The 14513-nt window shown below is 54.7% G+C and carries 12 protein-coding genes; 3 read left to right on the forward strand and 9 right to left on the reverse strand.

All coding sequences use genetic code 11. The annotated features are described in order from the left end of the window. Positions 1 to 23: 23 nt before the first annotated feature. The 9 genes from lpdA to ACSV5M_RS02005 all read right to left on the reverse strand — a co-directional run bounded on the left by lpdA (position 24) and on the right by ACSV5M_RS02005 (position 9659). A complete protein-coding gene (gene lpdA, locus ACSV5M_RS01965; RefSeq protein ID WP_439173796.1) occupies positions 24 to 1448 on the reverse strand; it encodes a dihydrolipoyl dehydrogenase in 1425 nt (474 codons plus the stop codon). 30 nt (positions 1449 to 1478) lie between these two features. Then, positions 1479 to 1889, reverse strand: coding sequence for a large-conductance mechanosensitive channel protein MscL (gene mscL / locus ACSV5M_RS01970; protein WP_439173797.1), 411 nt, complete (start codon positions 1887 to 1889; stop codon positions 1479 to 1481). A gap of 148 nt (positions 1890 to 2037) precedes the next feature. Beyond that, a complete protein-coding gene (locus ACSV5M_RS01975; protein WP_439173798.1) occupies positions 2038 to 2340 on the reverse strand; it encodes a CPXCG motif-containing cysteine-rich protein in 303 nt (100 codons plus the stop codon). Further along, positions 2312 to 2446: an entericidin A/B family lipoprotein gene (locus ACSV5M_RS01980; protein ID WP_439173800.1), complete on the reverse strand. Its 135-nt coding sequence runs from the start codon at positions 2444 to 2446 to the stop codon at positions 2312 to 2314. Before ACSV5M_RS01980 ends, ACSV5M_RS01975 begins: the two co-directional genes overlap by 29 nt. Positions 2447 to 2527: 81 nt before the next feature. Continuing rightward, positions 2528 to 3997, reverse strand: coding sequence for a 4-hydroxy-3-polyprenylbenzoate decarboxylase (ubiD, locus tag ACSV5M_RS01985; RefSeq protein WP_439173801.1), 1470 nt, complete (start codon positions 3995 to 3997; stop codon positions 2528 to 2530). A 61-nt stretch (positions 3998 to 4058) separates the two neighbouring features. After that, complete coding sequence (rho, locus tag ACSV5M_RS01990) at positions 4059 to 5318, reverse strand: transcription termination factor Rho (RefSeq protein WP_087467531.1); 1260 nt, start codon at positions 5316 to 5318, stop codon at positions 4059 to 4061. A gap of 396 nt (positions 5319 to 5714) precedes the next feature. Then, positions 5715 to 6044, reverse strand: coding sequence for a thioredoxin TrxA (gene trxA, locus ACSV5M_RS01995; RefSeq protein ID WP_087469080.1), 330 nt, complete (start codon positions 6042 to 6044; stop codon positions 5715 to 5717). A gap of 216 nt (positions 6045 to 6260) precedes the next feature. Further along, complete coding sequence (locus ACSV5M_RS02000) at positions 6261 to 8669, reverse strand: ATP-binding protein (RefSeq protein WP_439173803.1); 2409 nt, start codon at positions 8667 to 8669, stop codon at positions 6261 to 6263. A gap of 99 nt (positions 8670 to 8768) precedes the next feature. After that, entirely contained in the window at positions 8769 to 9659 is an 891-nt protein-coding gene (locus ACSV5M_RS02005; RefSeq protein ID WP_439173805.1) for an SDR family oxidoreductase, read from the reverse strand. An 89-nt stretch (positions 9660 to 9748) separates the two neighbouring features. On the opposite strand from ACSV5M_RS02005, the gene ACSV5M_RS02010 reads away from it, so the two are divergent. The 3 genes from ACSV5M_RS02010 to ACSV5M_RS02020 all read left to right on the forward strand — a co-directional run bounded on the left by ACSV5M_RS02010 (position 9749) and on the right by ACSV5M_RS02020 (position 14384). Continuing rightward, complete coding sequence (locus ACSV5M_RS02010) at positions 9749 to 10675, forward strand: hydrogen peroxide-inducible genes activator (RefSeq protein ID WP_439173807.1); 927 nt, start codon at positions 9749 to 9751, stop codon at positions 10673 to 10675. After that, positions 10662 to 12770, forward strand: coding sequence for an ATP-dependent DNA helicase RecG (recG, locus tag ACSV5M_RS02015; protein WP_439173808.1), 2109 nt, complete (start codon positions 10662 to 10664; stop codon positions 12768 to 12770). The genes ACSV5M_RS02010 and recG overlap by 14 nt, the downstream gene beginning before the upstream one ends. A gap of 213 nt (positions 12771 to 12983) precedes the next feature. After that, positions 12984 to 14384 carry an HDOD domain-containing protein gene (locus tag ACSV5M_RS02020; protein WP_439173809.1) on the forward strand — a complete coding sequence of 467 codons (1401 nt, stop codon included), beginning with the start codon at positions 12984 to 12986 and terminating at the stop codon, positions 14382 to 14384. The last annotated feature ends 129 nt before the right edge of the window (positions 14385 to 14513 follow it).

Consider the following 14513-nt stretch of genomic DNA (forward strand, 5'->3'; position numbering starts at 1 on the left):
GATAGACGTCCCTGTCTTGATATTTACGAACGCAACCTGGCTTGCGGGTTGGGCAAATCAGTGATCGTCCCCGCTGCCAGCTCGCCTGCAAGGCCCACGCTTTCATGCAGCGTGGGATGGGCATGGATCGTTAGTGCCAGGTCTTCCACATTTGCGCCGAATTCGATGGCCAGAGACAATTCCCCCAGCAGCTCGCCCGCATTAATCCCCACAATGCCTGCACCCAACAATTGCTCGGATTCCGCGTGGTAGATCAACTTGGTTTTGCCTTCGCTGCGCGCCGCACCGAGGGCGCGGCCACTGGCGCTCCAGGGATAAACGGCGGTTTTATATTGAATGCCTTGCGCTTTAGCTTCTTTTTCCGTCAACCCGGTCCAGGCGATTTCAGGATTGGTGTAAGCGATAGAAGGAATCACACGCGGATTAAAGATTCGTTTGTGACCTGCGATAACGTCGGCTGCCACATGCCCCTCATGGCTCGCCTTATGGGCCAGCATGGGCTGTCCCACGATATCGCCGATGGCAAAGATATGCGGCACATTGGTTTGCTGGGTATTGCTGACGGGAATAAAGCCGCGCTCATCGACCTGCACCCCCGCCTTGTCGGCGCCGATCAGCTTCCCATTGGGCGTACGGCCAACGGCCACCAGCACAGCATCAAACTCGCGTGCTTCCGCCGGGGCACTGGCGCCGGAAAAACTGACTTTTAAGCCGGATTTCGCTGCTTCAACAGCTTCCACTTTAGTGGATAGCAGCACCTCGAAGCGTTCCTTGTTGTAACGGCTATACACGGAGATCAAATCTTTGTCGGCTGCGGGAATCAATTGATCGGCGAACTCAACCACCGTGACTTTACTGCCTAATGCCTGATACACCGTGCCCATCTCCAGCCCGATAATGCCCCCGCCGATGACTAACAGGCGCTTGGGCACGTCTGACAATTCCAGCGCTTTGGTGGAATCCCACACGCGCGGGTCGTCCGGGATAAAGGGTAACTTCACCACACTGGAGCCAGCGGCGATGATGGCATGTTCAAACTCAATCAGTGTTTCTTTCCCTTCATTCGTCACGCTGAGCTGGTGGCTGCCGGTAAAGCTCCCCCGGCCCTGCACAACCTGCACCTTGCGGCTTTTAGCCATGCCGCTGACGCCCTGGGTTAACTTCTTGACCACGCTGTCTTTAAACGCGCGTATCTGGTCGAGATCCAGCTTCGGGGATGCGAATGTCACACCGATATCCCGAGCATGTTCAGCTTCATGAATAACCTGGGCCACATGAAGCAATGCTTTGGAAGGAATGCAGCCTACATTCAAGCAAACCCCGCCCAGTGCGGTGTATTGCTCTACGAGAGTGACTTCAAGGCCCAGGTCCGCTGCACGAAATGCCGCTGAATAACCTCCGGGGCCGCTGCCCAATACCACGACTTGCGTTTTAATTGTTTCCACCATAGGTGCCTCCGGTACAAAAAAGTCTGTGGATTATTTCTTGTCGCGCAGTAAATCGCGGATCTCAGTTAGCAATAATTCTTCCTTGCTCGGTGCCGGATTGGCGGGCGGTGTCGGTGCAGCTTCCTCTTTGCGCTTCAGGCGATTGATACCTTTAACTACTATAAAGATGGCGAAGGCTACGATGGTGAAGTCGAGGACGGTCTGGATGAATTTGCCGTAGCCGATGGTAACTGCCGGTGCTTCAGCCGTGGCTTCCTTTAACACAATCGCCAGATCACTGAAGTCTACGCCGCCGATCAGCAGGCCGATAGGCGGCATAATGACGTCACCCACAACTGAGGTTACGATCTTGCCGAATGCCGCCCCGATGACGATACCCACAGCCATGTCGACAACATTGCCTTTCACTGCAAATTCTTTGAACTCTTTGATCATACCCATGATAAGTCCCCTCTAATCCGGAATAGTGATGACAGATGACGAGTGTTTATACCACCATCCGCGCGATAAAACAGCGCGAGATACAGGAATTATGGGTGCCGCAAAAAGACTGGCAGATTTTTACACCGACGGTTGTGATGTGTGAGGTTTATTCGTCTTCGCGTCTGGCAATCACGTTGACCTGATCTTCCTCATCGACGACGACATCCAGGACCATGGGTTGGCAACAGACCTGGCAATCTTCGGTATAGGATTGTTCGGGGTACGAACAGTCGATTAACACCGTGAAGGATTCACCACAGTAGGGACAGGAGATCGGGTGTTCTTCAAGCAGGTTCATGGGGATAACCGACCGGTGGTGCACAGCGGTGGGGTCGGCTTGTCGAGCTATCTGTTGAGGTTGGCCCGACAAGCCGGAGGAGTTATTTTGCAGCAGCTTCTTCGAGTTCACCGCCGGCTTTTTTGAGGTCCTTACCAAAGCCTTCCACGGTATTGCAGCCGGTTAAGGTAAACATGCCCAGCAGAGCTGCCAGAATCAGCGTCATCGTTGTTTTCATATCAAATGTCTCCAGTGAAAAATCAGGACTGCCAGCAAGGTGAGGTTGGCTTCTGGTTGTGAAATATACACAGCGTCGAGATTATGAATCAATGCCTAAATCATCCCAAATTGAATCTATTTTGGCTTTAACTGCCGAGTCCATTTCAATCGGTGTACCCCACTCGCGCGTGGTTTCACCGGGCCACTTGTTGGTGGCATCAAAACCGATCTTGGAGCCGAGGCCGGAGACTGGCGAGGCGAAGTCGAGATAATCGATCGGCGTGTTCTCAACCATTACCGTGTCCCGCGCCGGGTCCATGCGCGTGGTCATGGCCCAGATCACATCCTTCCAGTCCCGCGCATTAACATCGTCATCGGTGACGATCACAAATTTGGTGTACATAAATTGCCGCAGGAATGACCAGACACCCATCATGACCCGCTTGGCATGACCGGGATACTGTTTCTTCATGGTCACCACAGCCATGCGATAGGAACACCCTTCCGGCGGCAAATAAAAATCCACGATCTCGGGAAATTGTTTTTGCAGGATCGGCACAAACACCTCGTTCAGTGCGAGGCCCAGAATGGCCGGTTCATCCGGCGGGCGTCCGGTGTAGGTACTGTGATAAATCGGGTCGCGCCGGTGAGTGATTTTTTCCACGGTGAATACCGGGAAATGATCCACTTCATTGTAATAGCCGGTGTGATCGCCGAAGGGTCCCTCGGGCGCCATATCATCCGGGGCAATGTAACCTTCGAGGATAAATTCCGCAGATGCAGGTACGTGCAGATCATTGCCGAGACATTTCACCACCTCGGTTTTATCACCGCGCAGCAAGCCGGCAAAAGCGTATTCAGACAAGGTATCGGGAACCGGTGTGACTGCACCGAGAATAGTGGCCGGATCGGCGCCGAGAGCCACCGCTACCGGAAAAGGTTTGCCGGGATGTTGCTGCTGCCACTCGCGAAAATCCAGCGCACCGCCGCGATGGGATAACCAGCGCATAATCAGTCGGTTTTTACCAATCTTCTGCATGCGATAGATGCCGAGATTCTGCCGTTCCTTATGCGGCCCGCGGGTGACGACCAGCGGCCAGGTCACCAGGGGGCCGACGTCGCCGGGCCAACAGGTTTGAATGGGCATTGCATCCAGGTTGACGGCATCGCCTTCCAGCAACACCTCCTGGCACGGCGCTTTGCTCACAACCTTGGGAGCCATATTCAAGACTTGCTTGAAGATGGGTAACTTTTCCCAGGCGTCTTTAAAGCCTTTGGGTGGTTCAGGTTCTTTCAGAAACGCCAATAATTTCCCGACATCGCGCAGGGCGGCGACAGACTCTTCTCCCATGCCCAGCGCTACACGCTCCGGTGTGCCGAATAAATTACCGAGCACGGGAATAGAAAAACCTTTCGGATTTTCAAATAGCAAGGCGGGACCGCCAGCACGCAAGGTGCGATCACAAATCTCGGTCATCTCCAGATAAGGATCGACTTCCTGCTTAATGCGCTTCAGTTGTCCGCGCGCTTCAAGCAGCGCCATAAAATCACGAAGATCTTTATATTTCATGGATTCCCAGGTTAATCGCCGATCTGCACATGCTGTTTAAACGTTGAGTGACCTACAGTGCTTACTTGCGTTTCATCGACAGGAAGAATTCGTCGTTGGTTTTGAAATCTTTCAATTTATCCACCAGGAATTCTGTTGCCGCGACATCTTCCATATCGTTCAACAAACGACGCAGAATCCACGCGCGTTGCAGTTCATCTTCTTTCATCAGCAGTTCTTCGCGGCGCGTGCCGGAGCGACGCACGTTGATGGCTGGGTAAATACGTTTTTCGGCAATCTTGCGATCCAGGTGCAATTCCAGGTTACCGGTACCTTTAAATTCCTCGTAAATCACTTCGTCCATCTTCGAGCCGGTATCAACCAGTGCGGTTGCAATAATACTCAAACTGCCGCCTTCTTCGATGTTACGCGCGGCACCGAAGAAACGCTTGGGGCGTTCCAGTGCATGAGCATCCACACCACCGGTTAATACCTTGCCTGATGAGGGAATGACAGTGTTGTAAGCGCGTGCCAGACGAGTGATAGAGTCGAGCAAAATAATGACATCTTTTTTGTGTTCAACGAGGCGCTTGGCACGCTCGATAACCATGTCGGCAACCTGTACGTGACGTGCAGGCGGTTCGTCGAAGGTCGACGCCACTACTTCACCGCGCACCGAACGCTGCATCTCCGTTACTTCTTCCGGACGCTCGTCGATCAACAGAACGATCAGGTGACACTCGGGATTATTGCGCGTAATCGCCTGCGCTATATTTTGCATCATGATGGTTTTACCGGCTTTCGGTGGCGCGACGATCAAGCCGCGCTGGCCTTTACCGATAGGCGCAATCAAATCGATGATACGGCCGGTGAGGTCTTCGGTAGAACCATTGCCGGCTTCAAGTAACAGGCGCTCGTTAGGGAAAAGCGGTGTGAGGTTTTCAAAGAGGATTTTGTTGCGTGAACTTTCGGGTTTATCAAAGTTAATTTCATTAACTTTCAACAGGGCAAAATAACGTTCACCTTCTTTTGGGGGGCGAATCTTGCCGGAAATAGTGTCGCCAGTGCGGAGGTTGAAGCGGCGAATCTGGCTGGGTGAAACGTAAATGTCGTCGGGGCCTGCGAGGTAGGAACTGTCTGCTGAACGTAGGAAACCAAAACCATCCACCAGAATTTCCAACACGCCATCGCCGTAAATATCCTCCCCGCCCTTGGCATGTCGTTTGAGGATATTGAAGATAATATCCTGCTTGCGTGAGCGGGCCATACTTTCCAGGCCCATTTCGGTGGCAATGTTAATCAGTTCTTCGACAGGTTTTGTTTTTAGATCAGTAAGGTTCATACACTAGGACTTTGGTTGTGAATAGTAAGTTGGGTTAGTAGAAGTTATTGCAGGATTTGAATTAATCAGGGTATTGGGGTGTTGTTCTATCGCGCGGTCTTGCTCTTATAGTCCGCAGACGATGGATCTCAACTCGATAATTACTGCTCAGATAATCAGGCGCTGGGAGGGCCCTGAGGCCAGGATTTATGCTGGGGCAGATAACACAGGAGTCTTATGCTTGTCCGTTTCTATATTGCTCAGTGATTTGGCTGTTGTTGATGAGAGTAGCTGAAATCAGGGAGGAACAAACATTGGATGTGCCGAGTATAGCGGCAAATTTTCATCAGTGTAAAGTGCAAATTTAACACAGTGTCAATAAATCGGGCTGGCAATGATCTTGCCAGCCCGACGGGATTACACAACGCTGTCGATGAAGTCGATCAATTGGGTGCGGGATAAGGCGCCGACCTTGGTCGCTTCGACATTGCCGTCCTTGAAGATAATCAAGGTAGGAATACCGCGAATGTTGAATTTCCCGGGGGTTTCCTTGTTGGCATCTACATCCACTTTGGCGATCTTGAGCTTGCCTTCGTATTGGCCGGCCAGATCGTCAAGGATCGGCGCGATCATCTTACAGGGTCCGCACCAGGCCGCCCAAAAATCTACCAGCACAGGGGTTTTGGCATTGAGGACTTCGTCAGCAAAGCTGGCGTCAGTCACATGAACGATGGCATCACTACTCATATCTAACAATCTCCAAGCCTGTTCGGCGGTTGGTGGTGGCTCGCTGACCACAAAGTGTTTGACGCATAATAAGGATTGCCATGCGGGCAGGCAAGGGGCAAAAAACAATGGCAGCCATAAAACAACACAATGGCAATGTCATGTGTCGGTCTTGCTCAGGGAGTGATTCGGGCAGTGCCGGGCACTTGTATCACTGACAAGTTATCCGTGCTTTTGTTAGCGCAAATTTTTGTCCGGGGTTTTCATCAGCCCGGTTTTTTCAAAGGTAGTGTAGAGGCTATCCAGGGTGATGGGCTTGGACAGGTAGTGGTTCATGCCTGAGGCAAATACGGCCTCGCGATGCTCCTGCAGCGCATGTGCAGTGAGTGCCACAATCGGTGTGGCGGGCATATTATGGCTGCGTTCATACTCACGAATACTGCGTGTGGCTTCAAAGCCGTCCATCTCCGGCATCTCGCAATCCATCAGGATTAAATCATAGGGCGTCACCGTTTCGCGCACGGCGTTAAATGCGGCAACACCGTTTTCCACCAGCTCCGGTTCAATGTGCAGTTTGCCCAGCAAACCTTTGATTACCATGCGGTTGACGGCATTGTCTTCGGCGACCAACACACGCAAGTGAGAAAATAACTGATAATTTTGCGCTGCCTGTTTTTGCGGCGAAAGTGGCGCGACAGCAACGCCGAGTATGGCAGCGAGTTCAAGTTTAATCATCTTGGCAGATACCGGTTTGCGCAAGACGCTGCGAATTCTGAGTTGTTGATCGTGATATTGAGGAACATCAACATTGCTGAGCAGAATGACGGGAGTGTCTTTCAGTACCGGGTCCTGCCGCATCAACGCCACCATGGCAAAACTGGTTTCGCCGGGATGGTAATCAATAGCGACAAAATCAAACGGTTCATGTCGCCAGGCGGCTTCTTGCAACATCGATAGTGCGTTATCGTTTGAACGGCCCTCTTGTAAAATAAGTCCCCAATGATCGCCGTGCTTGGTAAGAAATTGACGTTGCTTGGTGCTGCCGTCTACCAACAATAATTTTCGATTGTGCAGCAAATTATCAATAGCAGGATCGTGGTGCGGCGCCAGTGATTTAATGTCCGCCGGTAAAAAGCGTGCGGTAAACCAGAAGGTAGAGCCCCGGCCTTTGGTACTTTCTACCCCGATAGTTCCCCCCATTAATTCAGCCAGGCTTTTACAGATCGCAAGCCCCAGGCCGGTGCCACCGTATTTGCGCGTCGTTGACGTATCAGCTTGATTAAACGAGTCAAACAACATCGGATAAGCGGTGGCATCAATACCAATACCGCTGTCCTGCACGGCAAAATACAGCAGGGGTTGGTCTGGTGTGCTGTCTGGCGCGAGTTTGACCTCAAGCGAGATAAAACCTTCGCTGGTAAATTTAAAGGCGTTGCCGAGCAAGTTGATAATGACCTGGCGCAAGCGGGTTGGATCACCTTTTAATAATAACGGTGTGCCCGGGTCGACACCGCCGAGTAATTCAATGCGGCGTTTATTGGCTGTCGCGCCAAACAATTGGATGCAATCCTCAATCAGATCTTCCAGATCAAAGATAGCGACCTCCAGTTGCATCTTGCCTGCTTCGATCTTCGAGTAATCGAGGATGTCATTAATAATTTCCAGCAAGGTTTCGCCGGAGCGGTGAATAACGTCGACGTAATGTTTTTGGGCGTCGTTCAGTGGCGTATCGCGCAGCATTTCCAGCATACCGATGACACCGTTCATCGGTGTGCGGATTTCGTGGCTCATGGTGGCGAGGAATTGGCTCTTCGCCCGGCTGGCATCTTCGGCGGCGTTTTTTAACCGGCGGGTTTCGAGTTTTTCTGCTTTTTCGGACAGCAAGGCCAACTCAATCGCGTGGCGTTGTTCGATATCTTCCAGCAGGGTCTCGCGCATGTGGTTGATGGCATTGACCACATTGTCCAGCTCATCTTCATGTTGATCCCCCTTCATACGCTTGAGTCTCAGGGGAGTGGTGAGATTATCGAGATTCAATTGCCGCGCGTATTGCGCGATGGTGTCCATATGGCGCGTCAACAAGGTGTGTACCAGCCACAAAATAAACAGCGACACCAGCAGGGTTTTGGCACCCTGCACGCCGGCAATAAACATGGCCCGTTCCCATAACTTGTCGTAGATACTCGACAGGCTGGCGGTGATGATCAGGGTGCCCAGCTGTTGTTGCGGCGTGCTGGCATCTTCATAAGTGAGCGGATAACTCTTGACGAGAAACTGATTGGGTTTGTTGTCGATGTCTTCCTGGCTGTAGCGTTGGGTGCTGGCGACCAAGGTTTGCTCGGTGTTATTCCAGTCGTGCCAGATAACACTGACCTGCACCACATCCTGCACATCCAGCACGCTGTTGATCTGGATATTTAATTGTTCCTGGTCGAAGCCCCACAAGCTTTTTGTGATGCTAGCAAGGGTGCTGATACGCACCTGGTCAAGGCGTTTTTCCAATGAAGAGATATCGTCGTGAAAACTGCTGTACAGCTGCAATAAAATCGTGATCAGTGTGATCAGCGAGCTGCTGAGAATAATCAGCCCGAGCAGGCGGGTCGCGATAGGATTTTCGCGGGCGTAGCGACTTATTGTTGGCAGCATCGACGTGTGAAGTATCCAGAATTCCAGGGAAATAACATGTGCAGGCCGTCGCACATTGATTCAAGTGTAGCAGTTGTCCCTGCAAATGCCGGCAGAGTCTCAGGGCACATCGGTGGCGGTGCCTTGCAGGCCGAGTAGCGCGGCATAGCCTTGCTGGTAACCGGGATAGCGCAAGCGATAGCCGCTATTCAACAACCGCTGATTGGCACAGCGTTTATTGCCGCGTTCGCTGTCGATACGGTCCGGCGCAAAGACGGCGCGGTCTACCTTTAATTGCATTGCCAGCCAGTTGACGACTTCCGCCATGGGCGCCGGTGTGCTGTCGGTGGCCAGGTATAGTGAGTCAAGCTCCAGTCCACGACGGGCCTTGTCGATCAGGTGCGCCAGGACGCCAGCGCAATCATCCGCATGGATGCGGTTGGTGAAGGCCGCCGACAACACCGCCAGGCCCTGGCGAACCTGTTCAATCAGGCGGGTTCGCCCGGGGCCATAAATACCGCTGAAGCGCACAATGCAGTGGGGAAATCCACTCTCCCTGATGATGGCCTCTGCCTCCAGCAGTCGCTGGCCGCTGAAGCTGTCGGGTTCGGTGGGTGAGGTCTCATCCACCCAACTGCCATCCTGTTGTCCGTAAACGCCAGTGCTGGAAACGAACACTAACAAGCGGGGTGTCTGGTGCCGGGATTTGAGGCCTTCGACCAGATGCTTGCAAGTATCGACATAAGCGCGGCGATAGCCAGCGTCACTGCGTTCATCAGGCGTCATGGTGATAACGATGACATCCACCGGTTCCATCAATAGCGGACGCAATGCGTCAGGCTGGCTGAGGTCGCACTGGCGATAGGTTATTGATGGGGTGTCGACGGCGGGTGAACGCCGAACGCCGACAATCCGATACTGGTCTACCGGCAGCTGTGCAGCCAGCCGTTGCCCAAGATCGCCGCACCCGAGGATCAGTACTGAAAGTGGTAATAGTTTTTCGCTATTCACCTTTGCTTAACTCCGTATAACAGGGCACACTTGCTCACTATAACAGGCTCGCAGGGGCATTCGTCCCGCACCATCAAAGGCATTGCATCATGACACTCACCGAATTGCGCTACATCGTTACCCTGGCGCAGGAGCAACATTTCGGGCGGGCAGCGGATCGCTGCTTCGTCAGTCAGCCCACCCTGAGTATCGCCGTTAAAAAGCTGGAGGATGAATTGGGTGTGGCGCTGTTTGAACGCACCAAATCTCGCGTGCAGGCGACGCCGCTGGGTGAGCAGATTGTGGCCCAGGCGAATCTGGTGCTGGAGCAGACAGCGGCCATCAAGGATATCGCCGATGCGGGGAAAGACCAACTCAGCAGCCCCCTCGCGGTGGGTGCCATCTTCACCATCGGACCTTATCTATTGCCGTTGTTTATCCCCCATCTGCAAAAAATGGCGAGCAAGATGCCGCTGTATGTGGAAGAGGGCTACACCGCTACCTTGCGTAAGAAGCTGCGCAACGGTGAGCTGGATGTCATCATCGTGGCGCTGCCTTTTACCGAACCGGATGTGGTAACCCAGGCGCTGTTTGATGAGCCTTTTGTGGTGCTCATGCCCCATGACCATCCGTTGGCGGCCAAGTCCGCTATCAATCCGCGCGATCTGGATGACCAGAATATTTTGCTACTGGGCGAAGGCCATTGTTTTCGCGATCAGGTCCTGGCCACTTGCCCCAACCTGCAACCCTCCCTGGAAGATAACTCAGGCCGTATCCGCACCGCTGCCGAAGGCAGTTCGCTGGAGACTCTGCGCCATATGGTCGCGTCCGGCTTGGGAATCACTATCCTGCCCGCGTCAGCGGCGTCCACCTCGCATTACACCCCCAATGTGCTGGTGACGCGGCCGTTTACCGAGCCCGCGCCCAGCCGCACGGTTGCTCTCGCCTGGCGCGCCAGCTTCCCCCGTCACAAAGCCATTGATGCGTTGCGTAAAGCCATCAGCGACTCCCGTCAGGAGCATGATGGCCAGTCGTAATGAAGCCGTGGCAGCACCGCCGGATCTGGATCGCATAGCCGTTACCTCGCTCAAGGGTGTCGGTGCGACTCTGGCAGCCAAGTTGGCGAAGATCGGTATCGTTTCCCTGCAAGATCTGCTGTTTCACCTCCCTTTACGCTACATGGATCGTACCCGGGTTACGCCCATCGGTACCTTGCAACCGAACCTGAACGTTGTCATCGAGGGGGAAGTTCGCGCGTGTGACGTGGTGATGGGGCGACGCCGCAGTCTGGTGTGTCGCGTGCAGGACGGTACCGGCACTCTTTCTTTGCGTTTCTATCATTTTTCCAATGCCCAGAAGCAACGCCTCCTAACTGGTACGCGCTTGCGCGTTTTCGGTGAAACCCGGCGCGGCGCGGCGGGGCTGGAGATGTATCACCCGGAATACGACCTGCTCGATGAAGCCCAGCCTTTACCATTGCAACAACACCTGACGCCGGTTTATCCCGCCACTGAAGGCTTGACCCAGCCGCGCCTGCGCAGCTTGGCCGCTCAGGCGCTGACCTGGCTGGATACCCATGCGTTAAAAGAACTGCTGCCCGATGCCTTGCGCCGCCGCCTGGGCCAGATTCCCCTGGCAGATGCCCTGCGGTTTCTGCATCAACCACCCCAGGATGTGGATGTCCGCCAATTGCAGGAAGGTGAACACCCCTACCAACGACGGTTGGCGTTTGAAGAGCTGCTTGCCCACCACCTGAGCTTGCTACTTTTGCGTCGCCAGGCTCAGGCCGATGGCGCCCTGGCGTTACACCCCGGGCCCGAGTTGCAACAGGCTCTTCGAGCGCAATTGGGGTTTCAGTTAACCGCTGCCCAGGAGCGGGTGATGGAGGAGATCGCAACGGACATGGCCAGGCCCTTGCCCATGTTGCGCCTGGTGCAGGGCGATGTCGGCTCAGGCAAGACGGTGGTCGCGGCGCTGGCTGCCCTGATTGCCGTCGCCAGCGGTATGCAGGCCGCCATCATGGCCCCCACGGAGATCCTGGCGGAGCAACACCGGCTCAACTTCGGCCGTTGGCTGGAACCCCTGGGTATCCAGGTGGGGTGGCTGACCGGGCGCCTTAAAGTCAGCGAGCGGCGCGAACAGCTGGACGCGATTCGCACAGGCGCCGCCCGTGTCATTGTGGGTACTCACGCGCTGTTTCAGGAGGGGGTGGAATTTGCGGCATTGGGGTTGATTATTATCGACGAACAGCATCGATTTGGCGTTCATCAGCGCCTATCGTTACGGGAAAAAGGCGCAGCCGGCCATTTGCGGCCGCATCAATTGATCATGACTGCCACACCTATTCCACGCACCCTGGCGATGAGTGCCTATGCGGATCTGGATTGCTCGGTGATCGACGAGCTGCCGCCGGGCCGTACACCGGTGACCACGGTTGTTATTAGCGATCAGCGCCGTGAAGAGGTGATTGAGCGGGTGCGCCTCGCGTGCGAGCAGGGGCGTCAGGCTTATTGGGTGTGCACGCTGATCGAAGAATCGGAAACCCTCGCGGCCCAAGCGGCCCAGGTCACGGCGGAAAGCCTGGCGGAGTCCCTGCCCCATCTGCGTATTGCCCTGATCCATGGCCGGCTCAAACCAGCGGAAAAAGATCAGGTCATGACGGCATTCAAGGCCGGTGACGTCGATCTGCTGGTGGCGACTACGGTCATTGAGGTGGGCGTGGATGTCCCCAACGCCAGCCTGATGATTATTGAGAACCCGGAGCGCCTCGGCCTGGCCCAGCTCCATCAACTGCGCGGTCGCGTAGGGCGCGGCGCCACCGCCAGCCATTGCGTGCTCTTGTACGGTTCGCCACTGTCCCGCCTCAGCCGCGAGCGCCTGCGGGTGATGCGTGAAACTAACGATGGCTTTGTGATCGCCGAAGAAGATTTACAACTGCGCGGTGCTGGCGAGGTGTTGGGGACCCGCCAGACCGGTGATATGCAGTTCAAGATTGCCGATCTCCAGCGCGATGCGCATTTACTACCCGAGGTGAAAGACGCCGCCCAGGTGCTGATGGAAGAATATCCGGAACTGTGTCACGAAATCGTGCAACGCTGGCTGGGCAACAATCAGGAATACCTTCATGTTTAATAAAGCTGACCTATGCTTCCAAGGCTGTGTCTGTGAAAAATCGCACAGCCTGAAAGATGCGTTGCTGAATCTGGCGCCATCTTGTGTGATGGATTGGGCTAAACTGGATAAACCCGGTGTCCGAATGCTTTGGACGCAGCCCACGCGCACTTTGAGCTGGTCAATCAACCGTTTGTACAATAATGAAAGCCGACATCAAAGAAGGAGTAGGCCGTGACAGTCCCGACGAGTGTTCAATCATTATTGAATGATCAGAATATTCACTACGATATCGCCGCTACCCCCGTCGATGCGAACAACAACCGCCTGTGGCACGACCAGCACCTGCGCAATATGGGGGCCGCGAAGTCGGTCATCCTGCAGGATGCCAAAGGGCGTATCCAGGTCATCATTGCGGCGGACAGCCTGCTCGACCTCAAGGCGGTCAATCGTCATCTGAGCCGCGAGCTGCATGCCACCAGCCCGGAAGAACTGGCCAAGTTCTGCCAGACCCATGCGGTGCAATCTGTACCGGCGCTGCCCAAACTGGCCGGCCTGTTGACTCTGGTGGATAAAAGCCTGCTGGATCGCGACGAAATCCTGCTGGATTCCGGTAATGAAGAGCAGTTGCTGCACCTGAACCGCGCGGCGTTTCAGCATGTACTGGAAGACGCGATCATCTGTGATATCGCGGTCCCCCTGACACCGCTGGAGGCGGAAAACCTCAGCGCCAGTGATACCGACCTGATCCTCGGCGCCGTGCGTAATTTCACTCAGTTGCGCATCAAGCAACGCCTGGAAGAAACCCTGGAATTACCCCCCTTGTCGGATACTGCCCAGCGCATTATCCAATTGCGCGTAAACCCCAACGCCGATGTCAGCGACCTGGCGCAGATTGTAGAGACTGATCCCAGCCTCGCCGCCCAGGTGGTCAGTTGGGCGGCCTCGCCCTACTACTCGGCGCCCGGCAAGATTAAATCCATCCATGATGCCATCGTGCGGGTACTCGGCTTTGATATGGTGCTCAACCTGGCCCTGGGTCTGGCACTTGGCCGCAGCCTCCACATTCCAAAAGACGGGCCTCACGGTTCACTGCCTTACTGGCAGCAATCGGTCTATATGGCCGCCACTATTGAAGGGCTGGTAACCGCAATTCCCCGCGATCATCGCCCCAGCTTCGGCATGGCTTACCTGTGCGGGCTGTTGCACAACTTTGGCTTCCTGATTCTGGCAGAGGTATTTCCACCCCATTTCCGTGCCTATTGCGAGATGGCGGATGCCAATCCACACACCACCCATCAAGCCATTGAACGGCATCTGATTGGCGTCACCCGGGAGCAGATCGCCAGCGCCTTGATGTCGCTGTGGTCGATGCCGGAGGAAGTTGTCATCGCCTTGCGTCACCAGAGCAACCCCGGTTACAGCGGCGAACACCATGAATACGCCAAGCTGATCTTCGTCGCCCAGCGTTTGCTGTACCAGCACAACATTGGCCGCGGTCCCAAACTGGAGGTTCCCGAGGACATCTTTGAAGCGTTACACCTGGACCCTGAGAAGGCACGCACCACAGTCACCAACATCATCGAATCCGAAGACGAGTTAAAACATATTGCTTTACAGCTCACCCCGCACTGATCGACGTCGCTAAACCCTCCTCCCGGTCAGGGAGGCATCAGTGCGGGATGAGACAAAACCTTTTCATCGACTATGACCCGCAGCCCGCTTGCGGGTAAACTCTCAGCACCTCGCTGTGTGAGAGCAGCG

This window comes from Cellvibrio sp. ARAG 10.3 (genome assembly GCF_051846955.1).
In the GTDB taxonomy this organism is placed as follows: Bacteria; Pseudomonadota; Gammaproteobacteria; order Pseudomonadales; family Cellvibrionaceae; genus Cellvibrio.

Excerpts from the sequence above, each read along its gene's own strand:
- lpdA (WP_439173796.1), bottom strand. The coding sequence starts at position 1,448 with ATGGTGGAAACAATTAAAACGCAAGTCGTGGTATTGGGCAGCGGCCCC.
- mscL (WP_439173797.1), bottom strand. The coding sequence starts at position 1,889 with ATGGGTATGATCAAAGAGTTCAAAGAATTTGCAGTGAAAGGCAATGTT.
- ACSV5M_RS01980 (WP_439173800.1), bottom strand. The coding sequence starts at position 2,446 with ATGAAAACAACGATGACGCTGATTCTGGCAGCTCTGCTGGGCATGTTT.
- ubiD (WP_439173801.1), bottom strand. The coding sequence starts at position 3,997 with ATGAAATATAAAGATCTTCGTGATTTTATGGCGCTGCTTGAAGCGCGC.
- rho (WP_087467531.1), bottom strand. The coding sequence starts at position 5,318 with ATGAACCTTACTGATCTAAAAACAAAACCTGTCGAAGAACTGATTAAC.
- trxA (WP_087469080.1), bottom strand. The coding sequence starts at position 6,044 with ATGAGTAGTGATGCCATCGTTCATGTGACTGACGCCAGCTTTGCTGAC.
- ACSV5M_RS02000 (WP_439173803.1), bottom strand. The coding sequence starts at position 8,669 with ATGCTGCCAACAATAAGTCGCTACGCCCGCGAAAATCCTATCGCGACC.
- ACSV5M_RS02010 (WP_439173807.1), top strand. The coding sequence starts at position 9,749 with ATGACACTCACCGAATTGCGCTACATCGTTACCCTGGCGCAGGAGCAA.
- recG (WP_439173808.1), top strand. The coding sequence starts at position 10,662 with ATGGCCAGTCGTAATGAAGCCGTGGCAGCACCGCCGGATCTGGATCGC.